Source organism: Lysobacter daejeonensis GH1-9 (assembly GCF_000768355.1).
GTDB lineage: Bacteria > Pseudomonadota > Gammaproteobacteria > Xanthomonadales > Xanthomonadaceae > Aerolutibacter > Aerolutibacter daejeonensis.
Map to the genome: position 1 here is coordinate 12,451 of NZ_AVPU01000001.1, position 26,397 is coordinate 38,847.

A 26,397-nucleotide genomic window follows, 5' to 3' on the forward strand; every position below is an offset into this window, starting at 1 on the left:
CCGTTTCAAGCAGGAAACCGCCAGGCATGATGACCACCGAACACCAGACCGACCCCAACCAGGGTGAAACCGTCGAGGGCGCGACCGGCGCCGAACCCATCGACTCGTTTGAAACGCAGATCGACGCGCTCAAGGCCGAGCTGGCCAAGGTGGCCGAAGACGCGCTGCGCGAGCGCGCCGAGTTGGACAACCAGCGCAAGCGCCTGACGCGCGACGTGGACATGGCCCGCAAGTTCGCCAACGAGCGCCTGCTGTCCGAGCTGCTGCCGGTGATCGACAGCCTCGAGGCGGGTCTCGCCGCCGCCGGCACCGATGCCAATGCCCTGCGCGACGGCATGGAACTGACCCTGCGGCAGTTGCTCAAGGTGGTGTCCGACAACGGCCTGGTGGCGGTGGATCCCACCGGCCAGCCGTTCAACCCCGAGCACCACCAGGCCATGAGCATGGTCGACAGCGCGGATCACGCGCCGGGCCACGTGGTGCAGGTGTACCAGAAGGGCTGGCTGCTCAACGAGCGTCTGCTGCGCCCCGCGCTGGTCGTGGTGGCCAAGGACGCCTGAACCTTTGCATAGCCGGACGCTTGAAGTGGTTTCCGGCGACCCCAGATAACGACCATCGGCGGCCCGGCCGCCCCCAAGTCAAAGATTTCGAGAGGGAAACACCATGGGCAAGATCATCGGCATCGACCTCGGCACGACCAACTCGTGCGTGGCGATCATGGAGGGCGGCAACGTCAAGGTCATCGAGAACGCCGAGGGCGACCGCACCACGCCGTCCATCGTTGCGTTCACCAAGGACGGCGAAGTCCTCGTCGGCGCCTCGGCCAAGCGCCAGGCGGTGACCAACCCCAAGAACACCTTCTTCGCGGTGAAGCGCCTGATCGGCCGCAAGTTCACCGACGCCGAAGTGCAGAAGGACATCAGCCTTGTGCCATACGGCATCATCCAGCACGACAACGGCGACGCCTGGGTGCAGACCGCCGAAGGCAAGAAGATGGCACCGCAGCAGGTCTCGGCCGAAGTGCTGGCCAAGATGAAGAAGACCGCTGAGGCCTACCTGGGCGAGACTGTGACCGAGGCGGTCATCACCGTGCCGGCGTACTTCAACGACAGCCAGCGCCAGGCGACCAAGGATGCGGGCAAGATCGCGGGCCTGGACGTCAAGCGCATCATCAACGAGCCGACCGCGGCCGCGCTGGCCTACGGCATGGACAAGAAGGGCGGTGACCGCAAGGTGGCCGTGTACGACCTCGGCGGCGGCACCTTCGACGTGTCGATCATCGAGATCGCGTCGGTCGACGGCGAGATGCAGGTCGAGGTGCTGGCCACCAACGGCGACACCTTCCTGGGCGGCGAAGACTTCGATGCGCGCGTCATTGACTACCTGGTCGAGGAGTTCCTCAAGGACCAGGGCATCGACCTGCGCAAGGACCCGCTGGCCCTGCAGCGCCTGAAGGACGCGGCCGAACGCGCCAAGATCGAGCTGTCCAGCGCGCAGCAGACCGAGGTCAACCTGCCGTACGTGACCGCCGACGCGAGCGGCCCGAAGCACCTGAACATCAAGCTGACCCGCGCCAAGCTGGAGTCGCTGGTCGATGACCTGATCCGCAAGTCGATCGAGCCGTGCCGCACCGCGCTCAACGACGCCGGCCTGCGCGCCAGCGACGTGACCGAGGTGATCCTGGTCGGCGGCCAGACCCGCATGCCGAAGGTGCAGGCGGCGGTGGCCGAGTTCTTCGGCAAGGAGCCGCGCAAGGACGTCAACCCGGACGAAGCCGTGGCCGTGGGCGCCGCGATCCAGGGTGGCGTGCTGCAGGGCGACGTCAAGGACGTGCTGCTGCTGGACGTGACCCCGCTGAGCCTGGGCATCGAGACCCTGGGTGGCGTGTTCACCAAGATCATCGAGAAGAACACCACGATTCCGACCAAGGCCTCGCAGACCTTCTCGACCGCCGAGGACAACCAGTCCGCGGTGACCGTGCACGTGCTGCAGGGTGAGCGTGAGCAGGCCCGCTACAACAAGTCGCTGGCCCGCTTTGACCTGTCGGGCATCGAGCCGGCACCGCGCGGCATGCCGCAGGTGGAGGTGTCGTTCGACATCGACGCCAACGGCATCGTGCACGTGACGGCCAAGGACAAGAAGACCGGCAAGGAACAGAAGGTCGAGATCAAGGCCGGTTCGGGCCTGTCCGAGGACGAGATCAACAAGATGGTGCAGGACGCCGAGGCGCACCGCGAGGAGGACCAGAAGTTCCACGAGCTGGTCCAGGCCCGCAACCATGCCGACGGCCTGATCCACATGACGCGCACGACCATCAAGGAAAATGGCGACAAGGTGCCGGGCGACGTGATCGGCCGCGCCGAGGGCGCCATCGCCGAACTCGAGACCGCCATGAAGGGCGACGACAAGGGCCAGATCGAGGCCAAGTCGAAGGCACTGGAAGAGGCGGCACAGGGCCTGTTTGCCGCAGCGCAGGCCGCGCAGCCGGGTGAGGCCGGTGCTGCGGCTGGCGGCGCCAAGGGCGGCGATGACGTGGTCGACGCCGAGTTCACCGAGGTCAAGGAAGACGACAAGAAGTAACCGATTGCCCCATGCCCGCGCCACGCCTTGATGGCGGGAGCGGGCACGGGGATCGGACGAGGGTCCGGGTTCGCGACGCGGTCCCGGGCCCTCGTTGTTTGAGCCAGACGCACATCACCGATGCCAGTCCTGCCTGCCGTGGCGGGCAGGGGAACCGAAGCCGCACATGAGCAAGCGCGATTACTACGAAGTCCTGGGCGTGGCCCGCACCGCCAGCGAAGACGAGCTGAAAAAGGCCTATCGCCGCTGCGCGATGAAACACCACCCCGACCGCAATCCGGGCGACAAGGCCGCCGAGGAGTCGTTCAAGGAGTGCAAGGAGGCGTACGAGGTGCTGTCCGATGCCTCCAAGCGCCGCATGTACGACCAGCACGGCCACGCCGCGTTCGAGCACGGCATGGGCGGTGGCGGCGGTGGTCCGGGCTACGCCGACATGGGCGATATTTTCGGCGACATCTTCGGCAACATCTTTGGCGGCGGTGGAGGCTCGCGCGGACCGCGTCGCGGCGCCGATGTCGGCTATGTGATGGAGCTGTCGCTGGAAGAGGCCGTGGGTGGCGTCGACAAGCAGATCGAAGTCCCCACGCTGGACGAGTGCGATACCTGCCACGGCAGCGGTTCCACCGACGGCAAGGTGGATACCTGCAGCACCTGCCAGGGGCGTGGCCAGGTCCGGTTCCAGCGCGGCATCTTCTCGATGCAGCAGGCCTGTCCGCATTGCGGCGGGCGTGGCCAGACCATCGCCAACCCCTGCGGCGACTGCCACGGGCAGGGGCGCGTGGAGCGCACCAAGACCCTGCAGGTCAAGATTCCGGCGGGCGTCGACAATGGCGACCGCATCCGCCTCGCGGGCGAGGGCGAAGCCGGCCCGGCCGGAGCCCCTCCGGGCGACCTGTACGTGGAGGTGCGCGTGCGCGAGCACGACATCTTCCAGCGCGACGGCGACGACCTGCACTGCGAGGTGCCCATCCGCATTTCCCAGGCGGCGTTGGGCGATGTCATCCGCGTGCCGACGCTGGGGGGCGAGGTGGAGTTGCGCATCCCGGCTGAGACCCAGACAGGCAAGTTGTTCCGTCTACGCGACAAGGGCGTGAAGTCGGTGCGCAGTCGCAAGCCCGGTGATCTGTACTGCCGGGTCGCGGTGGAAACACCGGTCAATCTCACGGCGGAGCAGCGCGAATTGCTCGAGAAATTCGAGGCCACGTTCGCTGGCGACGACGCGCGACGTCATTCCCCACGGTCCTCCACATTCATCGACGGTGTCAAGGGGTTCTGGGATCGCATGACGTCCTGAACTGGTGGATTGTCGATTCCGTCAAGGAATCAGAAAAGGACGCTGTCCTGCAGGCCGATAAATTTCCGTGAAGCGGATATAAATGGCCCAATGGAATTGCGAGCCCGCATGATGTCGACCGCCACGTTCGAGCCGATCACACGGGGAGTGGGGACGGACCCTCACCAGTTGGTGTTCGCATTGCAGCACCTCTCCACGGAACCCCTCAACGAGGTCATCGAGGCGGCGCTGCGGCGCACCGACGATTTCCTGTTTGACCGGGCCCAAGTCGGTGCCGATGGGGTCGAGCTCACCGCGCTGCGGGACCTGCGTCGCGTCCGCGGCCAGATCGCCCAGGGCTTTGCCCAGTCCGCTGCAGCGGGCTTCCGCGCTTTCAGCGGCATGGCCGCGGTCGAGGGCCCGGCAGAAGTCGTGTTGCGCCTGGTCGAGGACGAAGACCTCCAACAGCAGTTGGCCGACGAACAACTCATCGACAACCTCAGCCGCCTGCATGCGCAGGGATTGGCCGCGCTGGATGCGCGCATGGCCGCCCTGGCCACGCGCGCCTCGCTCCCGGGGGGCGACAACCCGGTGGGCCCGAAGGCCTTGGCGAAGGCCATGCGTGACGGCATGCGGGGCAGTGAGCTTACAGCCAACGTCGCCATTGCCCTTCTCAAGTTCTTCGAGCGTGAACTGGGCGAAGCGCTGCATGATGTCTATGCGCGCATGAACGAGCAGCTGGCTTCGGCGGGCATCCTGCCCAGCCTGGAGGCCCCCGCGCCGAAACCGAAGTCCGAGGCCCGAACGGCTCCGGCAAACGCTTCGGAGAGGTCTGCCGATGCGTCCGACGACGCGGTTGGCATGGAGGGAGGCGATTCCGCGTTCTTCAACAGCCTGGTGGGCCTGCTGCAGGGCTGGCGCCAGCGCCTGGGAGGGCAGGAGAGCCCGCGTGCGATGGCCGGCGGCCTCGGCGGCATGCCCATGCCCACCAGCGACGTGATGAGCGTCCTGCATCGGATGCAGAAGCAGCCCTCGGCCGTTTTGGCGCAGGCACTTGATGATGACCGTGCCTCGCTGGCCGACCAGCTCCGCCGCGAGCTGCTCGCGACCGCGCAGCGCCTGGGAATGGCCGGGCACGACACCAGTCTTGGCGCCGCCGACGAGGATGCGGTCGATCTCGTCGGGATGCTGTTCGATGTGCTGATGGACGAGCGTGACTTCGAACCCGAGGCCCGTCGCAAGATCGGACGCCTGTTGGTGCCGTATGTCCGCGTGGCGGTGAAGGATCGCCGCATGTTCCTCTACAAGGGCCATCCGGCGCGCCGCCTGTTGAACGCCGTGGCCGAAGCTTGCGAAGGCAATCACGGCGAGGGGCCGCAGGAGCGCCAGTTGCTGGACCAGGTCGACGGCGTGGTCGAGCGCGTGGTCGCCGAGTACAACGAAGACCTGGCGATCTTCGAGACGCTGGAGCAGGAGCTCCGCAGCTACATGGACCAGCACCGCAAGCGCATGGAGCTTGCGGAAAAACGTGCCGCCGAGGCCCAGCGCGGCCGCGAGCGGCTGGAACAGGCCCGCGAGATCGCCGCCACCGACATCGTGGCGCAGCGCAATGGTCGTGAACTGCCGCCGGCGCTGGGCGAATTCCTGTCGCACTATGCGACGCACCATCTCACCCAGGTCATCCTGCGCGACGGCCAGGCTTCGCCGCGGTACGCCGATGCGTTACATGCGGTCATGGGCCTGCTGGTCAGCTTTGATCATGCGGAGTTGGGCGCGCCGCCGGAGCGGTTGCCCCCGTTGGAGCGGGCGGCACTGTCGGCGATCCTGGAAAGCTCGGGTTGCGTGGGCCATGCCGCGGAGGAAACGCTGGCCGCTCTGCATCACACCCTGGCTCGCATCGCCGAGGGTGATGCCAGTGCCGAGCAGCAAACCCTGCCAACGCCGCCGCCGATCCCCGCACCGCCGCCGCCGGTGGTGGAGCCCCTGCTTGTGCCCGTCACCCAGGGGCCGACCCTGGACTTCGACGCCGAGGTGGCCGACCAGATCCGCGCGCTGGAGATTGGCAGCTGGGTGCAGTTGACGTCCGAAAACGGCCGCAGCGAGCCGGCCAAGGTGTCGTGGGTCAGCCCGATTTCCGCGCGCCTGTTGTTCGTCAATCGGCGCGGCATTCGCGTGCTGGTCGCTTCAGCCGAAGAGTTGGCAGCCATGGTCAAGGCCGGGCGCATGGCATTGCGAGGCGTCGACAATGCGTTCGAGGATTCGATGCGTCAGGTAATGGGGCGTCTCCAGGCCGAAGCACCCGCGTCCGCTTGATCGTTTCCCCGGTGACGGTTGGCTTGGATGGCGTCAAGATAGACGCATGACCAAGCCTACCCGAGTTCTCATCCATGGCGCTTCCGGGCGCATGGGCCAGGCGTTGTTGCGGCTGGCTTCAGAGCAGTCCACCCTCCAGGTAGTGGGCGCGGTTGCGCGCGAGCCGGAGCGTCTGCCGACGTTGCCTGGCGTGCACCGGCTTGCCGCCTCGGAACTCTCGCAGGCGCCCGTCTTCGACGTGGCCATCGATTTCAGCCTGCCCGAGGGATTTGATCGCATCCTGGATCTCTGCGTGGCGCGTGGTGCTGCGCTGGTCTCCGGGACCACTGGCATCGAACTGCTCCAGCGCGAGGCACTGGCGGCCGCCTCAAGGCAGATTCCGGTGTTGTGGGCCTCCAACTTCAGCCTGGGCGTTGCGGTGCTGAACGATCTCGTCGAGCGTGCCGCCCAGGCGTTGCAGGGGTGGGATTGCGACATCGTGGAGTCGCACCACGTACACAAGCTGGATGCGCCCTCGGGAACCGCGCTGACTCTCGGTGAACATGCCCGGAAGGGCGGTGCGGAGCCGCGGTATGCCTCGCTGCGGGCGGGGGACATCGTGGGTGAGCACCTGGTGCAGTTCACCGCACTGGGCGAGCGGATCGAACTGGTGCACCGCGCCACCAACCGGGACATCTTCGCCCGGGGCGCCTTGCATTGTGCTGGGCGGCTGGTCAGCCGACCGGCGGGCAGTTATCGGGTGCGGGACCTGCTGGATTGAGCTGGCGAGTTGGCGTTCATTCAGTGCAGTTGTCGGCTGAATAGGGACATTGCGTCGAGTTCATGAGGGACGGCGTGCTTTGCGGAGTCTGACTGGAAGCTCGCATCTGGGGCACTGGATGCTGGCGCCGGGGTGCCGATCCGGATAGAATTCCCGCTCGCCTGAACTCCTCCCGCCGGACCGGTTAGAAACCGCGTCCGCGCTTTGCTGCAAGCCGCTTTCCGCGGCCGTGCGCAGGGCGGATGGTCAGCACCCCTCGGCACCCAAGGCGACCCCCGTGACCCATCCCGCAATCCTCGCACTCGAAGACGGCACCATCTTCGAGGGCGTTTCCGTAGGCGCGCCCGGACTTTCCGTCGGCGAAGTCGTGTTCAACACTGCACTCACCGGCTATCAGGAAGTCCTGACCGATCCGTCCTACGCGCGTCAGCTCGTGACGCTGACCTATCCCCACATCGGCAACACCGGCTGCACCGAGCAGGACGACGAGGCCACGAAGGTCTGGGCGTCCGGTCTGATCGTGCGCAACGTGCCGCGCCGGCCCAGCAACTGGCGCAGCCAGGTGTCCCTGCCGGAGTGGCTGAAGGCCCGCGGCATCGTCGCGATCGCCGACATCGACACCCGTAAGCTGACCCGCATCCTGCGCGACAAAGGCGCCCAGAATGGCGCGGTCATGGCCGGCGACGTGGACCCGGAGAAGGCCATCGAAGCCGCCCGCAAGTTCCCGGGCCTTAAGGGCATGGACCTGGCGAAGGTGGTGAGCGCGACCGAGCGCTATGAGTGGACCGATGGCCAGTTGGACCTGGACACCGGCGCCTTCGTGCAGGCCGAGCGCAAGTTCCACGTGGTGGCCTACGACTTCGGCGTGAAGATCAACATCCTGCGCATGATCGCCGAGCGCGGCTGCCGGGTGACCGTGGTGCCGGCGCAGACTCCGGCCGCCGAGGTGCTGGCCCTGAAGCCCGATGGCGTGTTCCTGTCGAATGGCCCGGGTGACCCGGAGCCGTGTGACTACGCCATCGCCGCCATCAAGGACTTCATTGCCGCCAAGGTTCCGACCTTCGGCATCTGCCTGGGCCATCAATTGCTGGCGCTTGCCAGCGGTGCGCGCACCATGAAGATGCCGCACGGCCACCATGGCGCCAACCACCCGGTACAGGACCTCGACAGCGGCCGGGTGATGATCACCTCGCAAAACCATGGTTTCGCGGTGGACGAGCCGACGTTGCCGGCCAACGTGCGCGTGACCCATCGCTCGCTGTTCGATGGCACCAACCAGGGCATCGCCTTGACCGACGCGCCGGCCTTCAGCTTCCAGGGGCACCCCGAGGCGAGCCCGGGCCCGCACGACGTTTCCCCGCTCTTCGACCGCTTCATTGCGCTGATGGAGAACAACTGACATGCCAAAGCGCACTGACATCAAAACCGTCCTGATCATCGGCGCCGGTCCGATCGTGATCGGCCAGGCCTGCGAGTTCGACTACTCCGGCGCGCAGGCCTGCAAGGCCCTGCGTGACGAGGGTTACCGCGTGGTGCTGGTCAACAGCAACCCGGCCACGATCATGACCGACCCGAACATGGCCGACGCCGTGTACATCGAGCCGATCAACTGGCAGACGGTCGAGAAGATCATCGCCAAGGAAAAGCCCGATGCGCTGCTGCCGACCATGGGTGGCCAGACCGCGCTGAACTGCGCGCTGGACCTGGCCGACAACGGCGTGCTGGAGAAGTACAACGTCGAGCTGATCGGCGCCTCGCGCGATGCTATCCGCATGGCCGAGGACCGCGAGCTGTTCCGCGTGGCCATGCAGGAAATTGGCCTGGAGTGCCCGAAGGCCGAGGTCGCCAAGACGTTCGAGCAGGCAGTGGAGATCCAGGCCAAGGTCGGTTACCCGACCATCATCCGCCCGTCGTTCACCCTCGGTGGCACCGGTGGCGGCATCGCCTACAACAAGGAGGAGTTCGAGGAGATCGCCAAGCGCGGCCTCGAGCTCTCGCCGGTCAGCGAGATCCTGGTCGAGGAGTCGGTGCTGGGCTGGAAGGAATTCGAAATGGAAGTGGTCCGCGACAAGGCGGACAACTGCATCATCGTCTGCTCGATCGAGAACTTCGACGCCATGGGCGTGCACACCGGAGACTCGATCACCGTCGCGCCGGCACAGACTTTGACCGACAAGGAATACCAGCGCCTGCGCGATGCCTCCATCGCGGTGCTGCGCAAGATCGGCGTGGATACCGGCGGCTCCAACGTGCAGTTCGGCATCAACGCGCAGAACGGCCGCGTCGTGGTGATCGAGATGAACCCGCGCGTGTCGCGTTCGTCGGCGCTGGCGTCGAAGGCCACCGGCTTCCCGATCGCCAAGATCGCGGCCAAGCTGGCGGTGGGCTACACGCTGGACGAGCTGCGCAACGAGATCACCGGCGGCAAGACCCCGGCTTCGTTCGAACCGTCGATCGACTACGTGGTCACCAAGATCCCGCGCTTCGCCTTCGAGAAGTTCCCGCAGGCCGACGCACGCCTCACCACCCAGATGAAGTCGGTGGGCGAAGTGATGGCGATGGGTCGCACCTTCCAGGAGTCGTTGCAGAAGGCGCTGCGCGGCCTGGAAACCGGCAAGGTCGGCCTCGACCCGACGGGATTGGACCTTGGCAACGAAGACGACGTGGCAACCCTGAAGCGCGAGTTGAAGGAGCCGGGTCCGGAGCGCATGTTCCACATCGGCGATGCCTTCCGCGCGGGGATGAGCGTGGAGGACATCCATGCGCTGTCCTTCGTCGATCCGTGGTTCCTCGACCAGATCGAGGAAATCATCGCGACGGAAAAGGACGTGGCCATCGCCGGCCTGGGCGGCATCGATGCCAAGCGCATGCGCGAGCTCAAGCGCATGGGCTTCTCCGATGCGCGCCTGGCCCAGCTGACCGGCACCGACGAGACGGCCGTGCGCACCCTGCGCCGCGCCTTTGGCGTGCGTCCGGTGTACAAGCGCGTGGATTCGTGCGCGGCGGAATTCGCCACGACCACCGCCTACATGTACTCGACCTACGAGGACGAGTGCGAGGCACAGCCGACCGACCGCAACAAGATCATCGTGCTCGGTGGCGGCCCCAACCGCATCGGCCAGGGCATCGAGTTCGACTACTGCTGCGTGCATGCCGCGCTCGCCCTGCGCGAGGACGGTTATGAAACCATCATGGTCAACTGCAACCCGGAGACCGTGTCGACCGACTACGACACCTCCGACCGCCTGTACTTCGAGCCGCTGACGCTGGAAGACGTGCTGGAGATCTGTGACCTGGAGAAGCCCAAGGGCGTGATCGTCCAGTACGGCGGCCAGACCCCGCTGAAGCTGGCGCGCGCGTTGGAAGCCAATGGCGTGCCGGTGATCGGCACCACGCCGGACAGCATCGACCTGGCCGAGGACCGCGAGCGCTTCCAGAAGCTGGTGCAGGAACTGGGCCTGGCCCAGCCGCTTAACCGTACCGCGCGCAACCCGGAAGAGGCGCTGCTGCTGGCGTCGCAGATCGGTTACCCGCTGGTGGTGCGTCCGAGCTACGTGCTTGGCGGCCGTGCGATGGAGATCGTCTACTCTGACGCCGACCTGACCCGCTACATCCGTGACGCGGTCAAGGTTTCCAACGATTCGCCGGTGCTGCTGGATCGCTTCCTCGACAACGCGGTCGAAGTGGACGTGGACGTCATCGCCGACAAGGACGGCCACGTGCTGGTAGGTGGCGTCATGGAGCACATCGAGGAAGCCGGCGTTCACTCCGGCGACTCGTCCTGTTCGTTGCCGCCGTACTCGCTGACCCCGGCCGTGCAGGAAAAGCTGCGCGCGCAGGTGGTGGCGCTGGCCAAGGCACTGAACGTGGTCGGTTTGATGAACACCCAGTTCGCGATCACCTTTGACGAGCAGGGCAACGACACCGTTTACCTGATCGAAGTGAACCCGCGTGCCTCGCGCACGGTGCCGTTCGTCTCCAAGGCGACGGGCATGGCGCTGGCGAAGGTCGCCGCGCGCTGCATGGTCGGCCAGACGCTGGCGGAGCAGGGCGCGACCAAGGAAATCATTCCGGACTACTACTCGGTCAAGGAAGCCATCTTCCCGTTCGCCAAGTTCCAGGGCGTGGACCCGATCCTTGGGCCGGAGATGCGCTCCACCGGCGAGGTGATGGGCGTGGGCCGCAACTTCGGCGCGGCCATGGCGCGCGCGCAGGAAGCCGGCGGCATCAAGGCGCTGCAGCCCACGGGCAAGGTGTTCATCTCGGTGCGCGACCCGGACAAGCAGCGCGTGCTGCCAGTGGCGCAGGACCTGGCCAAGCGCGGCTACGCGCTGGTCGCGACCGAGGGCACGCATAAGTTCCTGACCGAACAAGGCCTGGTCTGCGAGCGCATCAACAAGGTGACCGAAGGCCGTCCGCACGTGGTCGACCTGATCAAGAACGGCGAGATCGTGTACATCATCAACACGACCGAGGGCCGCCAGGCCATCAACGACTCGTTCTCGATCCGGCGCGAGGCGCTGCAGCAACGCGTGACCTATTCGACCACCGTGTCGGGGGCTCGCGCGCTGGTCAATTCGCTCGACTACCGCGGCACTGGTCCGGTGTGGTCGCTGCAGGAGCTGCACGCCGAGGTGCAGGGCGCCGCCTGATCGAGGCCGTCAGGGCCACCGGCTTCAATGCCGGTGGCCTTTGCGGGCGGTCGCGTGGCCACTTGGTCAAAGAGCGTCTGTCGTGTGACCGGGGCGCCCTGTGGCGCACGCCTCGGCTTGCACAAGCGTGGCTTCCAGCGTCACACCGGATTGCCGGCTCGGGCTGACGGCCCGCCGCCTTCCGTGCACAATCAGACCCTGTACCGCTGGCGTCTTGCCGGCGGGATCATTGGACGAAACGCGCTGGCGCCTGCGCTGGCACGAGGATTTTTTGCAATGCGAGCACCCATCACCATGAAAGGCGCGCTGCGTTTGCGCGCCGAGCTGGAAGAACTGAAGTCGGTCAAGCGCCCGGCGGTCATCAACGCCATCGCCGAAGCGCGTGCCCATGGCGATCTCAAGGAGAACGCCGAATACCACGCTGCGCGCGAGCAGCAGGGCTTCATCGAAGGCCGCATCAAGCAGCTCGAGGCGGAGCTCTCGCACGCCCAGGTGATTGACGTCTCCTCGCTCAATGCGGGATCGCGCGTGGTGTTTGGCGCCACGGTCGAACTGGTCGACGTGGATACCGACGAGTCGAAGACCTACCAGATCGTGGGCGACCTCGAGGCCGACATCAAACAGGGCTGGATTGCGATTTCGTCGCCGGTCGCACGGGCCCTGATCGGCAAGCACGAGGGTGACGCCATCACCATCGAGGCGCCGGGCGGTACCCGCGAGTACGAAATCGTCGCGGTCCGTTATCTCGGCTGATCGATGACGTCGACGACGCTCCTGCTGCCGGCTCGCGCGCGACTGGCGCAGCAGCGCCTGCCGCCTGCACTTGCGGTGCGCCTGGCACGGGCCGAGCGCGCGTTCGACGCTACCCACGGCCACGGACTGGGTCAGTTGGGGCGGGTGTTGGATGTCCTTCCGCGCACTTGGCCGGTGGCCGCTGCCACGCGCCAGCGTGACGCCGGTGATGCGGTGGGTGCGGCATGGTTGCGCGCGGACCCGGCTTATGTGCGCCCGGACATCAACGGTGCCCGACTGCTGGCACATGGCCCCGCGCTGGCGCTGGATCTTGCCGACGTGGACGCGTTCCTTTCCGCTCTGCGCCCGCTGTTTGGCGACGCAGGCGTGCCGATCGACGCCCCGGATCCGTCGCGCTGGTACTTGCGCCTGCCCGCCGGTGCCAAGTGGCCCGCGTTTGTGCCGCCGGACATGGCGTTGGGCGACGATGTGTTCGACCACCTGCCAGGTGCCTCGGCCGATCAAAGCGGCGAGGGCCGCCGCTGGCGCGCGCTGCTGAGCGAAGCGCAGGTGGTGCTGCACAACCACCCATGCAATGCAGAGCGGTTGGCGAAGGGATTGGCGCCGGTGAATTCGTTGTGGTTCTGGGGAGCGGGCGTGCTGCCCGGTTCCGTGCGAACCGCATACACCAGCATTGCCACTGACGACGATGCATTGGAAGCAATGGCGTTGCTAGCCGACGTGGCGACCGCAGCTTTGCCCACTGGGTGGTCCTCCACGCCCCTCGTCAACCTCGGCAGCAGTGCAAACGCGGATTCCGCACTATTCGACCTGCGCCATGTGCGTGACCTGGCTGCCCTTGAGCGCGACTGGCTGGCTCCGCTGCATGCGGATCTCCAGGCGGGCCGGCTGCAGCGCGCGACGCTGGATTTCGCCGATGGTCATGCCTTCGTCCTGACGCCCGGCCAACGCTGGCGGTTCTGGCGACGCGCCTTGGGATCCCTCGAGGCATGACGCCCGGCTCGAAGCTGCGTCGCCGCCCGGACGTTGGCGCTGGCGAGTGGCCGGAGCGCATTCCGCCGCTGCTGCAACGCGTTTACGCCGCACGAGGCGCCGCCACCATCGAGCAGGCCCAGCCGCGCCTGGCGCAACTGTTGGCCCCCGAGTTGCTGGGTGGATTGGATGCCGCCACGGCGCTGATCGCCGACGCCATCGCACGCGACCGTCATATCGTCGTGGTCGGCGACTTCGACTGCGACGGGGCCACGGCCTGCGCGGTGGGCGTGCGCGGGCTGCGGATGCTCGGCGCGCGACGCGTCTCGCATGCGGTGCCCAATCGGATCGTGCACGGTTACGGCCTTTCGCCGGCGTTGGTGGGCGAACTGGCTGCGCTTCAGCCCGACCTGGTCATTACCGTGGACCACGGGATTGCCTGCCATCCCGGTATCGCGGCCGCAAAGTCGCGTGGCTGGCAAGTGCTGGTAACCGACCACCACCTGCCGGGCGAGACGTTGCCGCCGGCGGACGCCATCGTCAATCCCAATCTGCGTGGCGATGCCTTCCCGAGCAAGGTGATGGCCGGCGTGGGAGTCATCTTCTACGTGCTGATGGCATTGCGTCGCCGCCTGCGCGAGAGCGGGGCTGTTACAGGCACCGGGCCGGACCTTGCGACGCTGCTGGACCTGGTGGCCGTGGGCACCGTTGCCGACCTGGTGCCGCTGGACACCAATAACCGCGCCTTGGTGGCGGCGGGTCTGCGCCGGCTGCGTGCAGGGCAGGGGTGCGCTGGCTTGCGGGCGCTGATCGAGGTCGCCCAGCGTGATCCCGCGCGCCTGACCGCGGCCGACATCGGCTACGCCATCGGCCCACGCATCAATGCGGCCGGTCGCCTCGAAGACATGGCGCTGGGCATCGAGTGCCTGCTGACTGACGACCTGGACCAGGCCCGCGGCATGGCCGCCACGCTGGATGCCATCAACGGCGAGCGCCGCACCCGTCAGCAACAGATGACCGACGAGGCGGCTGTGGCTGTGGCACGCGTGGCGCTGGCCGATGGCGCCGTGCCGGTATCGCTGTGCCTGTTCGATGCCGAGTGGCACCCGGGCGTGGTGGGCTTGGTGGCCTCCAAGATCAAGGAACGCGTGCACCGGCCCGTGGTGGCATTTGCACCGGCGGAACCGGGCAGCGCCATGTTGCGCGGTTCGGCGCGTTCCATTCCCGGCTTTCATATCCGCGACGCCATCGCGGACGTGGACAGCCGCCACCCGGGGCTGATCGAGCGGTTCGGCGGCCACGCGATGGCGGCAGGCTTGTCTCTCCGGGCTGACGCGCTTCCCGCATTCGAAGCGGCATTCCGCGCGCGCGCGGAAGCGGTACTGACCCCGGAGTTGCTGGAGGTCGACGTGCTCTCGGACGGCGCCCTGGCCCCGGCGGAGTTCACCCGGGCCAGTGCGGAAGCGTTGCGTGACGGTGGACCGTGGGGGCAGGGCTTTCCGGAGCCGCAGTTCGATGGCGAATTCGACGTGCTCCAGTGGCGCGTCATCGCCGAGCGCCACCTCAAGCTGGAGCTGGGCCACGCCGGTCGCCGCCTGAACGCGATCGAGTTCGGCGGATGGGCCGGCGCACCTCCAGCGGGCAGGGTGCGCATCGCCTATCGGCTTGAACCTGACGATTACCGCGGCGGCGATGCCGTGCAGCTGGTGGTGACGTACCGCGAGTCGGCCTGAGCCGGGGGCAGCCGCTTCAGTCCGAACAGCGGACGCAACCAGCGGACCCGACGGATCGCCTCGTATCCGGCAAAGCTGGCAGCAAAGGTGGCCAGCACCAGCAGTGGACCCTCGACAACCGGCATCAGCGCCAGGGGCTTGGCCCAGTGTGCGAAGGCAACGATCAGCGTCTGGTGGAGGATGTAGACGGGGAACACCGCACTGGACAGGTAGCGCAGGACCGGGCCGTCCCCTTGGACCCAGCGCCTGGCCCAGCCGAGGATGGCGACAATGCTGGCCCACTGGTCCAGCCCCCAGATCCCGCGCTGGACCATGCGGAGTGCGTCGGGCGGCGGGTTGGTATCGGTGTATCGGCTGAAGTACCACGCAATGAACACATAGCTCGCCAAGGCAAGCGCGGTGGCGGGCCAACGCAGGCGTTCGATGTCATTCCACACATTTTCCGCCGTGGCCAGCCAGTAGCCGGCCAGGAACAGGGGCAGGTACTGCGCGTGGTTGTACCAGTCATCGACCAACCCGTGGGTGGATTCGAAACGCGCGACCAGGGCCAGCCTCACCACGGCCAGCAATATCGCGGGCGCCAGCAGCAGTACGGCGCCCCGCAGGCGTCGACTCAGTACCTGGCTCATCCGGGCCATCGAATTGGGGAACACCCGCCGCAGCGCCACCAGCGCGATGGTGTACACCCACAGGTAGGCCACGAACCACAGATGGTTCCAGGTAGGCAGGTCCAGGCAATCCGTATCGCGGCAAAGGGTTGTGTCTGCCATGAGGTATCGCTTGTAAAACGATGCGTATCCGTCTGAATAACCGAGTTTTTCTGCTACTTCAAAGTAGGCTTGGGGCACGACGATCACGAACATGCCAAAGATCAGTGGCAGCAGCAGGCGCCATGAGCGCTGGACTAGGAACCGCTGAGGACGGTTGGCAAGCAGGAAGGCAGTGGCCACCCCCGATATCAGGAACAACAGCGACAGCCGCCACGGGCTGGTGAGCAGCATCAACGGTTCGAGGGCCGGGCTGGTGAACGGGCTTTTGACGTGCCAGTCCCAACTCACGTAGTACATGCCCACGTGATAGAGGACCAGCAACCCAAAGGCGGCTACGCGTACCCAATCGAGATCATGGCGGCGGGAAAAGGTCATGGTCGTCGCGTCCTTGGCTGGGATGGCCATGCTCCAATGGCCCCGGTCCGCGCCCTCTCCCAAAGTGACGAATTCCAAGGGTTCAGGGACGAGCCGCGGACGGCAGGGGTGAGCGGGGGAGCCTCGCCACGCGCCGCCAGTAGAATGCGCGGATGACGATGCCCGCGCCTTCCGCCTATGAACGCTACCTGCCTTGGAAACGCACCGTGGAGGTCAGTTACTGGCTCGGGCTGACCCTGGTGAATGCGGTGGCGAACAGCGTCACCGTGCTGATGGACGTGCGCCGGGTGGACCTGATGTTTGCCGACTGGGAGCCGGTGGCGTGGGAGACGTCCAGCGGGTTGATGCTCCTGCTGCTGGTGCCCCCGCTGGTCTGGTTCACCCGCCGGTTTCCCCTGCATTGGGACAACCTGCGTCAGCAGTTGCCCCGGCACTTGCTGGGAAGCGTGGTCTTTTCCGTTGCCCATGTCGCCGGGATGGTCGGGCTGCGCAAGGTGGCCTACGCCAGTCAAGGCTTGGTGTACGACTTCGGTTCCCTGCCGGTCGAATTGGGTTACGAATACCTGAAGGACATCCGGACCTACGTGGGGATGGTCGCGACCATCGAGATCTATCGGCTGGTGCTGCGACGCATGCAGGGTGAGGCCACGCTGCTGGCCGAGCCCGACGAGGGGGAGGCGGTGGAGTCCACGGATCGCCCGGAGCGCTTCCTCGTGCGCAAGCTGGGGCGTGAGTTCCTGGTGGCGGCCGCCGACATCGAGTGGCTGCAGGCGGCCGGCAACTACGTGAACCTGCGCGTACGGGGGCATGACTACCCGTTGCGGAGCACCATCTCCGGCATCGAGGCCAAGCTGGACCCCGCACGGTTCGTGCGCATACACCGCAGCTACATGGTCAATCTGGACCTGGTCACTTCGATCCAACCCCTGGAGAGTGGCGAGGCCAAGATCCAGCTCAAGGATGGAACGGAGTTGCCTTGCAGCCGGCGCTACCGGGACGCCCTGCGTGGGCCCGCCATTGCGGCTTGAGAGGGCTTTCGCCTGCAACGACCCATGGCTTGCTAGAATTGCGGGTTCATCACCGCACGACCAAAACGGACACCCAGCATGATCGAGCTGAATCCCGTCCGCCAGCGAATCGCCGACCTTCGGGAACGGCTGGATTCGCTGAGGGGGTATCTTTGACTTCGATGGCAAGGTTGAACGCCTCGAAGAAGTAAACCGCGAACTGGAAAGCCCCGACGTCTGGAACGACGCCGATCGGGCCCAGGCCCTGGGGCGCGAACGCGCCTCGTTGGACAAGGTGGTCAGTGGTATCCGCGACCTGACCGATGGCCTGGTCGGAGCCAACGAGCTGCTCGAACTGGCCGAGATGGAAAACGACGAGGGCACCGCGCTGGCCGTGGTGGACGACGTCGACCGCTATGCCAAGGACGTGGAGAAGCTGGAGTTCCAGCGCATGTTCTCGGGCAAGATGGACTCGGCCAACGCGTTCATCGACATCCAGGCTGGTGCTGGCGGTACGGAAGCCCAGGACTGGGCGGAAATCCTGCTGCGCATGTACCTGCGCTGGTGCGAGTCGCGCGGCTGGAAGACCGAACTGATGGAGGCCAGTGGTGGCGACGTGGCGGGTATCAAGTCCGCGACCGTCCGCGTCGAGGGCGACTTCGCCTACGGCTGGCTGAAGACCGAGACTGGCGTGCACCGCCTGGTGCGCAAGTCGCCGTTCGACTCCGACAACCGCCGCCACACCTCGTTCACCTCGGTGTTCGTGTCGCCGGAAGTCGATGACAGCTTCGAGATCGACATCAATCCCGCGGACCTGAAGACGGACGTGTACCGCTCGTCCGGTGCGGGCGGCCAGCACGTCAACAAGACCGAATCGGCCGTGCGCATCACGCACGTGCCGACCGGGATTGTCGTGGCCTGCCAGACCGGCCGCAGCCAGCACCAGAACCGCGACAATGCGATGAAGATGCTGGCCGCCAAGCTCTATGAGCTGGAAATGCAGAAGCGCAACGCCGAGAGGGACGCGCTGGAAGCCAGCAAGTCCGACATCGGCTGGGGCAGCCAGATCCGCAACTACGTGCTGGACCAGAGCCGCATCAAGGACCTGCGCACCGGCGTGGAGCGCAGTGACACCCAGAAGGTGCTGGACGGCGACCTGGACGAGTTCGTCGAGGCCAGCCTCAAGTCCGGCCTGGAGGTCGGCTCCAAACGCGCGGACATGGCCTGACGTCGCGGGCGGGGCGCTTGCCCCACCTTCGTCCACGCCAGCCCAAACGTGGTGCCAGCCAGCAGGCTGGCGTCACGCCTCCCGGCCCGGCAGGATGGGGCCGGGGCGACACCGGGCCAGGGATCGGTCACGGACGCCAAGCCATGGACGCACGGCAACCGATTCGACCCCCCCCGCAAACCCCTTGTAACTCTTCGACCCCACTGCGATGACCGACCAGACCACCCCCGCCCAGACGCCCGCCGACGAGAATTTCCTGATCGCCGAGCGTCGCGCCAAACTGACGGCGCTGCGAGGGGAGGGCATCGCCTTCCCGAACGATTTCAAGCGCCACGACTACGCTGGCGACCTGCAGGCGGCCTATGCCGACCGCGACGCATGGACCGCCGAGTCGCTGGAGGCCAAGGCGCACAAGGTCGTCGTCGCCGGCCGCATCCTGCTCAAGCGGGTGATGGGCAAGGCCAGCTTCGTGCAGGTGCAGGACGAATCCGGCCGCATCCAGCTGTTCCTGCAGTCCAACGCGCTGGGCGACACCTATGAAGCCTTCAAGGGCTGGGACGTCGGCGACATCGTCGGTGCCGAGGGCGTGGTCACGCGGACCAAGACCGGCGAGCTGTCGGTCAAGGCCGAGTCGCTGCGCCTGCTGACCAAGGCGCTGCGCCCGCTGCCCGACAAGTTCCACGGCCTGGCCGACGTCGAGCAGCGTTACCGCCAGCGCTACGTCGACCTGGTGGTCAACCCCGAGGCGCGCGACGTGTTCGTCAAGCGCAGCAAGATCATCCGCGAGATGCGCGCGTGGCTGGATGCCCGCCGCTTCCTCGAGGTCGAGACGCCGATGATGCATTACATCCCCGGCGGCGCAACGGCCAAGCCCTTCGTCACCCACCACAATGCGCTGGACCTGCAGCTGTACCTGCGCGTGGCGCCGGAGCTGTATCTCAAGCGCCTGGTGGTCGGCGGCATGGAGCGTGTGTACGAGATCAACCGCAACTTCCGCAACGAGGGCGTGTCCACCCGACACAACCCCGAGTTCACCATGCTCGAGCTGTATGAGGCTTACGCCACCTACACCGAGATCATGGACCTGACCGAAGGCGTGATTCGCGACGTGGCCCAGACCGTGCTGGGCACCACCGAGGTGGACTGGGACGGCAACACCATCGACATGGCGCCAGCCTTCCGCCGCTGGTCGATGACCGATGCGGTGCTGGAGCACAACCCCGAGATCGCGCGTGGGGACTTGCGCGACCTCGACAAGATGCGCGCGCACTGCGCCCGCCTGAAAATCCCGGTGAAGGCGTCCTACGGATGGGGCAAGCTGCTGCTGGAAATCTTCGAGAAGACCGTCGAGCACACCCTGATCCAGCCGACCTTCATCACCGACCATCCGGTGGAGGTCAGCCCGCTGGCGCGCGCCAACGACCACGACCCCGAGTTGACTGATCGTTTCGAGCTGTTCATCGGTGGCAAGGAACTGGCCAACGGCTTCTCCGAGCTCAACGATCCAGAGGACCAGGCCGCGCGCTTCCAGGCGCAGGTGGAGGCCAAGGCCGGGGGCGACGACGAGGCCATGCATTTCGACGCCGATTACATCCGTGCGCTGGAAGTGGGCATGCCGCCGACCGGTGGACTGGGCATCGGCATCGACCGCTTGGTGATGCTGCTGACCGGTTCGTCCTCGATCCGCGACGTGTTGCTGTTCCCCTACATGCGGCCAGAGCACGGCTGAACCGCTCCCTCTTTTTGCCAAGGAATGGCTGCATGCACCCGAACGGAACGATATGCTGGGCACGGTGTGCCGCACCCTTGGCGGCACAAAGGGCAGGTGCCTGAGTGAATGTGGTCATTGTCGATGATCAAACCTCCGCGCGAACCATGTTGCGGCGCATCATCGAGGACATCACGCCGGAGTTGCAGGTCCACGACTTCGGCGAGCCGGAAACCGCGCTGGCCTGGTGCGAAGCCGGTCACTCGGATCTGTTGCTGCTGGACTACCGCATGCCGGGCATCGACGGGCTGGAGTTCGCCCGTCGGTTCCGCCGCCGCCCGACCCATCGCGACGTGCCGATCATCCTGGTCACCGTGGTCGGGGACGAACCTCTCCGGCAAGCGGCGCTCGACGCAGGGGTGATTGACTTCCTGGTCAAGCCGGTTCGGCCGCGCGAACTGCGCGCCCGCTGCCGCAACCTGTTGCACCTGCGCCAGCAGTCCGAGCACGTGAAGCAGCGCGCACTTTCGCTGGAGCAACGACTGTTGGCCAGCATGCACGAGGTGGAGGAGCGCGAACGCGAGACGCTGTCACGCCTGGCGCGCGCCATCGAGCTGCGCGACACCGGGACCAGCGTGTACCTGGAGCGCATGGCCCACGTGGCCGGACTGATTGCCGAGGAGCTGGGCCTGTCGGAAGACGAAGCGCGGCTGATCGAGATGGCGGCGCCGCTCCACGACGTGGGCAAGATTGCGATCCCCGATTCGGTGCTGCTCAAGGCCGGCCCGCTCAACGAGAACGAGCGCGACGTCATGCGAACGCATCCGCGCATCGGCCACCATCTGCTCAGTGGCAGCCAGAACCGCTTCATCCAGTTGGGCGCGACGATCGCATTGCGCCACCACGAGCGCTACGACGGGTCCGGTTACCCGGATGGCCTCGTTGGCGCGGAGATCCCGTTGGAAGCGAGGATCGTGGCAACCGCTGATGTGTTCGATGCGCTGCTGTCGCCACGCCCTTACAAGCATGCCTGGACCATCGAGGAAGCCTTGGAGTACCTGGCCTCTGAACGCGGCCGGCTGTTCGATCCGGATTGCGTCGATGTACTGATCCGGGCGAGCGAACGCTTGCACGATATTTGCCGCCGCTATTCCAAGGGCAGCCCCCGCTCGGATAGGGAGTGACCGATGAACCATTTCCTGGATTGGCTCAGGGCGCGCCTGTCGCAGCGCACTGACAGCGAGCATGGCCAGGCGATGGTGCGGTTGGCCGTGTTGCTGGTGGTGCTGGTGTATCTCAAGGCCAGCGGGGTTCGCGAGAGCATGTCGGCCGCCATCTACGGCGACGTCCTGGCGATGGTGGCGACGGGCTTCACCATTGGGGCCGTGCTGCTGGGCTGGATCGTGGCGCGCCCGGAACGCTCGCACGTGCGACGCGGCATCGGCATGGCTGCCGACTATGGCTTGATGGCTGCGGCCATGGTCCGGATGGGCGAGCCGCTGGCCTGGGTCTACGTGATCCTGATGTGGGTGACGGTGGGCAACGGTCTCCGGTTCGGCAATCGCTATCTCGCGGCAGCAGTGGTGGTGGCCTCGGTGGCTTTCGGATATGTCATCGCGGTGACCCCTTATTGGCAGGACAACCGCGTGTTGGCGGTGGGGCTGCTGCTGGGCCTGGCGGCGGTGCCGATGTACCTGTCGGGCCTGTTGCGGGCACTGACGCGCGCCACCGATGAGGCGCGTCGCGCCAGTGAAGCCAAGTCGCGCTTCCTGGCCAACATGAGCCATGAATTCCGCACGCCGCTCAACGGCCTGGCGGGCATGTCGGAGCTGCTGGCCGCCACCCGCCTGGACGAGGAGCAGCGCGAGTGCGTCAACACCATCCGCGCCTCTACCCAGTCGCTGCTGGCACTGGTGCAGGATGTGCTGGACATTTCCGCCATCGAGGCGGGCAAGCTGAAGCTCGACCTCACCGAGTTCTCGCCGCGGGACCTGGTGGACAGCATCGGGCTGATCCTCGCCCCCCAGGCGCGCGCCAAACGGCTGCGTTTCTCAATGTCGTTGGACGATGCGGTTCCGCCCCTGCTTTGCGGTGACGTGGCCCACCTTCGCCAGGTGTTGCTGAACCTGGCGGGCAATGCGGTCAAGTTCACCCAGAATGGCTCGGTGAGCCTGCAAGTAGCGTCGGTAGGCACGCTGGATGGCCGTACGCGCCTGCGCTTCACGGTAACCGACACGGGCGTCGGGGTGCCGGATTCGGTGCGTCACCGCCTGTTCGAGGCGTTTGAACAGGCCGACTCCAGCCTTGGGCGCCGCTATGGCGGCACGGGTTTGGGTACCACGATTGCCAAGGGCCTGACCGAGGCGATGGGCGGCACGATCGGTTTCGAGAGCGCCGAAGGAAGAGGCAGCCGCTTCTGGGTGGAGCTGCCCTTCGATGTGCCAAGCCGCGAGTCCGTGGCGTTGCCCTCAGGCGCGGGAGAGACTGCGAACCCGGAAGGGCGCCGGGACACGTCAGACGCGGCAGAGAACGTGATTGCGTTCTCCGACCCGTTCCTGCGCCATCGCGCGCGCGTGCGCAGCATGCGCATCCTGATCGCCGATGACCACGCCGCAAACCGGCTGGTGCTGGAACGCCTGCTGCGCAAGGCTGGCCACCGCGTCACCAGCGTGGACAGCGGCGAGGATGTCCTGTCGGCGATGGAGCAGGCGGAGTTCGATGCGGCGATCGTTGACCTGCATATGCCGGACATGAGCGGTCTGGACCTGCTTCACCATCTGCGGGTGCTGCAAGCCGGTGCCCCGGCCAAGACGCCGGTGATGGTGCTTAGCGCCGATGTGACGCCGGATGCCATCGAATCCTGTAGGCGGGCGGGCGCGTGGGAATTCCTGGCCAAGCCCGTGGCCACTTCGCGCTTGTTGGAGCTGCTGGGCAACCTGGCCAATGGCGTGGCGCCCACGACGGCCCCCGTGGCGGCGCGGGGCGAGGGCGGCATTGCCGCCAATGTGTTTGATCCCAGCGTGCTGGACGAACTGCGATCGCTCGGGTTGGGCGAATCGTTCGAACGTGAATTCATCGTGCAATGCCTGCGCGATGCCGAGGAGTGCCTGATGCAGCTCAGCCAGGGTGGGGACCATGGTGATTGGGACCGCATCCGGGAACAGGCCCATGCCCTGAAAGGCGTGGCCAGCAACCTGGGCCTGATGCGCTTGTCCTCGGCCAGCGGCGAGGTGATGCGCATGCAGGACTGGCAGCTTTCGCGCGATTGGCGGCAGCACGCGATCAAGCTGGGCGAGCAGCTCTCCCTGGGACGTTCCGCATTGGACCGGCGGACGCAGGCCTTGGGCGCGAGTGGCGAGAACGCGCCCTGACCCTGCGCGCGGCCGGCCTCACCCGGCCATACCGCCGCGCCGCGCTTGCGCGCGCACGATCCGCTCCATGGTCCGCAACGAACGCTCACCCAGCTGCAGGGCGGTGTCCACCCAGACTTCGGTGATGCGCATCAGCTCGTCCCTTTCCACCGGCTGCGACAACGCGCGCACGCGATTCAGGGCGCGGTGCGCGTGCGGAGCCCGCTGCTGCTGGCGGATCAGCTCACGCACGGCCTGTTCGCCATGGCCCTTCGGCACGAGTACATCGACCACGCCCATGGCGTGCAGTTCGTCACTGGTGTAGACGCGGCCTTCCAGGATGATGCGCTCCGCCAGCTGCGGGCTGACGCGACGCGAGAGGAAGGAGTACGCGCCCATGCCCGGGAACAGGCCAAACAGGACTTCGGGCAGACCCATGTCCACGCCCTGCTCGGCGACGATCGTATGGCAAGACAGCGCAAGTTCAAGCCCGCCGCCCAACGCATCGCCCTGCACCAGCGCGATCGTGCGGAAATCCCCACCCAGGCCGGTGTGGAACTGGTACACGCCTTCCACGCAGCTCTGGGCATAGGCGAGCAGTTCATCACGGTTGCCCGAACGTATCAGTTTGCCGAACAGGTCAAGGTCGCCACCCAGGTTGAACGCCTGCGCCGATGAGGCGATGACCAGGTGGCGCAGTCCACCCGCGCCCGGCGACGGGGTGGGGGAGGCGACCGAGGCCAGGTACGCGTGCATGTCCACCATCAGCTCGGTGCGGAAGCACGGACGGACGCCCGGGCGGATGTCGGCGTGCATGTACATCCAAATTTCGTTGCCGTTGGCGTCGGCCTCGATTTCCACGGTGGGGTAGGGGCGAGTACGGCAGGATTTTTCGATGACGCTCATGGTGGCTTCCTCGGTAGTGGCGTTGTGGCGGTCGGGATTGGCACGCGGACCGAGTCCGATGCTACACCTCGAAAACGACCACAAACGACAAGGCCCCTCGGGGAGGGGCCTTGGAGGAAATCACTATGAAATCCGGGTTCAGTGCGGCGCGGTCTCGTCACGCAATTCGCGGCGCAGGATCTTGCCGACATTGGTCTTCGGCAGTTCCTTGCGGAACTCGACGATCTTGGGCTGTTTGTACCCGGTCAGGTTCTCGCGTGCGTGAGCCTTCACCTGTTCAGCCGTGAGGCTGGGGTCCTTCTTGACGATGACCACCTTGACCGCTTCACCCGACTTCTCGTCCGGCACGCCGACGGCCGCGACTTCCAGCACGCCCGGCATCATGGCGATGACGTCCTCGATCTCGTTGGGGTACACGTTGAACCCCGAGACCAGGATCATGTCCTTCTTGCGATCGACGACATAGAAGAAGCCCTTCTCGTCCATCCGCGCCATGTCGCCGGTGTGCAGCCAGCCATCGACATCGATGACCGCTGCGGTTTCTTCCGGCCGCTGCCAGTAACCCTTCATGACCTGCGGGCCCTTGATGCACAGTTCACCCACTTCGCCCTGGGGCAGCGGGTTGCCGTTCTCGTCCTTGATGCACGCATCGGTGGACGGAATCGGCAGGCCGATGGCGCCGTTGTATTCCTCCAGCGTCATCGGGTTGATGCAGGCCGCCGGCGAGGTCTCGGTCAGCCCGTAGGCCTCCACCAGCGTGTTGCCGGTAACCTGCTTCCAGCGCTCGGCAACCGAACGCTGCACCGCCATGCCACCGCCCAGGGTGAGGTGCAGGCGGGAGAAGTCGATTTCGTCGAAGCCGGGCGTGTTGAGCAGGCCGTTGAACAGGGTGTTGACGCCGGTAATGGCCGTGAACGGCACGCCCTTCAGTTCCTTCACGAATGCCGGCATGTCGCGGGGGTTGGTGATCATGTAGTTCAGGCCGCCGAACTTCATGAACACCAGGCCGTTCGCCGTGAGCGCGAAGATGTGGTACAGCGGCAGGGCGGTGACGATGATCTCCTCGCCCATCTTGATGTTGCCACCCACCCACGCCGCCGCCTGCTGCATGTTGGCGACGAGGTTGCGATGCGTAAGCATCGCCCCCTTGGCCACGCCGGTCGTGCCGCCGGTGTACTGCAGGAAAGCGATATCGCTGGCTTCGATGTCCACGTCCGGCAGGCTGTGCATCTGTCCGAGCGTCAATGCATCGCGGAAGCGGATCGCGCCCGGGATGTCGTAGTCGGGCACCATCTTCTTCACGTACTTCAGCACGAAGTTGACGATCGGGCCCTTGGGGAAGGCGAGCATGTCGCCCAGACCGGTGGTGATCACCTGCTTGACCTGGGTGTCGGCGAGCACTTCCTGGACCGTGTGTCCGAAGTTGTCCATGACCAACACGACGCTCGCACCGGAATCGACGAGCTGGTGCCGGAGCTCGCGGGCGGTGTACATCGGGTTGGTGTTCACCACCGTCAAGCCCGCGCGCAGGATGCCGAACGTCGCGATCGGATACTGCAGGCAGTTGGGCATCATGATCGCGACGCGATCGCCTTTCTTAAGCTTCAGCTCGCCCAGCAGGTAGGCAGCGAACTGCGCGCTGAGCCGGTCGATGTCGCCATAGGTCAGCGTCTTGCCGAGGTTGGAGAACGCGGGGCGGTCACGATAGTTGGCGATCGCGGCATCGAGCACCGATACGATGGAAGGAAACTCGTCGACGTTGATCTCCGACGGAATTCCTGATGGGTACTGGGCCAGCCACGGTCGAGCATTGGTCATCGCGATCCCCTCTATATCGCTTGTTTTGTGGCCGCTCGGTGCGCGGATGCGCAGCCGTACGGTCTTTGACCGGATTGGAGCATAGGGTGTTGGGACTGGCAAGGCGGCCCCCGGCCCGCTAGCGTTGGACGGGTTGATGACGCAAGGGAGGGGGAGGCTCTGGACACGTTACGCCGATGCTTCTGGGCGATTGTGTGCG

18 protein-coding genes are annotated in these 26,397 nt (G+C 66.1%); 15 read left to right on the plus strand and 3 right to left on the minus strand.

Annotation, left to right across the window (positions count from 1 at the left end):
- The first annotated feature begins 29 nt into the window (after window positions 1–29).
- From grpE to recJ, 10 genes are all read left to right on the plus strand, one after another.
- Window positions 30–560: a nucleotide exchange factor GrpE gene (gene grpE, locus N800_RS00055; protein WP_036133772.1), complete on the plus strand. Its 531-nt coding sequence runs from the start codon at window positions 30–32 to the stop codon at window positions 558–560.
- Window positions 561–663: 103 nt separating this feature from the next.
- Window positions 664–2,580, plus strand: coding sequence for a molecular chaperone DnaK (gene dnaK / locus N800_RS00060; protein ID WP_036133322.1), 1,917 nt, complete (start codon window positions 664–666; stop codon window positions 2,578–2,580).
- A gap of 166 nt (window positions 2,581–2,746) precedes the next feature.
- Complete coding sequence (dnaJ, locus tag N800_RS00065) at window positions 2,747–3,874, plus strand: molecular chaperone DnaJ (protein ID WP_036133324.1); 1,128 nt, start codon at window positions 2,747–2,749, stop codon at window positions 3,872–3,874.
- 111 nt (window positions 3,875–3,985) lie between these two features.
- Window positions 3,986–6,166 (plus strand): DUF1631 family protein, encoded by a 2,181-nt coding sequence (locus N800_RS00070; RefSeq protein ID WP_198032424.1) that lies wholly within the window; start codon window positions 3,986–3,988, stop codon window positions 6,164–6,166.
- Window positions 6,167–6,212: 46 nt separating this feature from the next.
- Window positions 6,213–6,926, plus strand: a complete 714-nt coding sequence (dapB, locus tag N800_RS00075) for a 4-hydroxy-tetrahydrodipicolinate reductase (RefSeq protein WP_084086976.1) — start codon at window positions 6,213–6,215, stop codon at window positions 6,924–6,926.
- 277 nt (window positions 6,927–7,203) lie between these two features.
- Window positions 7,204–8,325, plus strand: coding sequence for a glutamine-hydrolyzing carbamoyl-phosphate synthase small subunit (gene carA / locus N800_RS00080; RefSeq protein WP_036133329.1), 1,122 nt, complete (start codon window positions 7,204–7,206; stop codon window positions 8,323–8,325).
- A gap of 1 nt (window position 8,326) precedes the next feature.
- Window positions 8,327–11,578: a carbamoyl-phosphate synthase large subunit gene (carB, locus tag N800_RS00085; protein ID WP_036133331.1), complete on the plus strand. Its 3,252-nt coding sequence runs from the start codon at window positions 8,327–8,329 to the stop codon at window positions 11,576–11,578.
- A 276-nt stretch (window positions 11,579–11,854) separates the two neighbouring features.
- A complete protein-coding gene (gene greA, locus N800_RS00090; protein ID WP_036133333.1) occupies window positions 11,855–12,331 on the plus strand; it encodes a transcription elongation factor GreA in 477 nt (158 codons plus the stop codon).
- A gap of 3 nt (window positions 12,332–12,334) precedes the next feature.
- A complete protein-coding gene (locus N800_RS00095) occupies window positions 12,335–13,324 on the plus strand; it encodes a hypothetical protein (RefSeq protein ID WP_036133335.1) in 990 nt (329 codons plus the stop codon).
- The gene (recJ, locus tag N800_RS00100; RefSeq protein ID WP_036133337.1) at window positions 13,321–15,036 is read left to right on the plus strand and encodes a single-stranded-DNA-specific exonuclease RecJ; all 1,716 of its coding nucleotides are present in this window, start codon (window positions 13,321–13,323) and stop codon (window positions 15,034–15,036) included. The genes N800_RS00095 and recJ overlap by 4 nt, the downstream gene beginning before the upstream one ends.
- Here recJ and N800_RS00105 read toward each other — a convergent pair.
- Complete coding sequence (locus N800_RS00105) at window positions 14,982–16,181, minus strand: acyltransferase family protein (RefSeq protein WP_232227496.1); 1,200 nt, start codon at window positions 16,179–16,181, stop codon at window positions 14,982–14,984. The genes recJ and N800_RS00105 overlap by 55 nt on opposite strands.
- Window positions 16,182–16,333: 152 nt before the next feature.
- On the opposite strand from N800_RS00105, the gene N800_RS00110 reads away from it, so the two are divergent.
- The 5 genes from N800_RS00110 to N800_RS00130 all read left to right on the plus strand — a co-directional run bounded on the left by N800_RS00110 (window position 16,334) and on the right by N800_RS00130 (window position 23,495).
- Window positions 16,334–17,209, plus strand: a complete 876-nt coding sequence (locus tag N800_RS00110) for a LytTR family DNA-binding domain-containing protein (RefSeq protein ID WP_036133342.1) — start codon at window positions 16,334–16,336, stop codon at window positions 17,207–17,209.
- A gap of 78 nt (window positions 17,210–17,287) precedes the next feature.
- Window positions 17,288–18,416 (plus strand): peptide chain release factor 2 gene (gene prfB / locus N800_RS00115; protein ID WP_156962800.1). Its coding sequence is split into 2 segments (ribosomal slippage): window positions 17,288–17,362 and window positions 17,364–18,416, totalling 1,128 coding nucleotides; the frame shifts between segments, so codons are not numbered across the junction.
- A gap of 208 nt (window positions 18,417–18,624) precedes the next feature.
- Window positions 18,625–20,145 carry a lysine--tRNA ligase gene (gene lysS / locus N800_RS00120; protein ID WP_036133344.1) on the plus strand — a complete coding sequence of 507 codons (1,521 nt, stop codon included), beginning with the start codon at window positions 18,625–18,627 and terminating at the stop codon, window positions 20,143–20,145.
- A 104-nt stretch (window positions 20,146–20,249) separates the two neighbouring features.
- Window positions 20,250–21,308: a response regulator gene (locus tag N800_RS00125; protein WP_036133348.1), complete on the plus strand. Its 1,059-nt coding sequence runs from the start codon at window positions 20,250–20,252 to the stop codon at window positions 21,306–21,308.
- A gap of 3 nt (window positions 21,309–21,311) precedes the next feature.
- Window positions 21,312–23,495, plus strand: coding sequence for an ATP-binding protein (locus N800_RS00130; protein WP_036133351.1), 2,184 nt, complete (start codon window positions 21,312–21,314; stop codon window positions 23,493–23,495).
- Window positions 23,496–23,513: 18 nt separating this feature from the next.
- Here the strand turns inward: N800_RS00130 and N800_RS00135 are convergent, their stop codons facing one another.
- Both N800_RS00135 and N800_RS00140 read right to left on the minus strand, forming a co-directional pair.
- Window positions 23,514–24,380: a crotonase/enoyl-CoA hydratase family protein gene (locus N800_RS00135; protein ID WP_036133354.1), complete on the minus strand. Its 867-nt coding sequence runs from the start codon at window positions 24,378–24,380 to the stop codon at window positions 23,514–23,516.
- Window positions 24,381–24,518: 138 nt separating this feature from the next.
- Window positions 24,519–26,198, minus strand: a complete 1,680-nt coding sequence (locus N800_RS00140; RefSeq protein ID WP_036133357.1) for a long-chain fatty acid--CoA ligase — start codon at window positions 26,196–26,198, stop codon at window positions 24,519–24,521.
- Window positions 26,199–26,397: the final 199 nt, after the last annotated feature.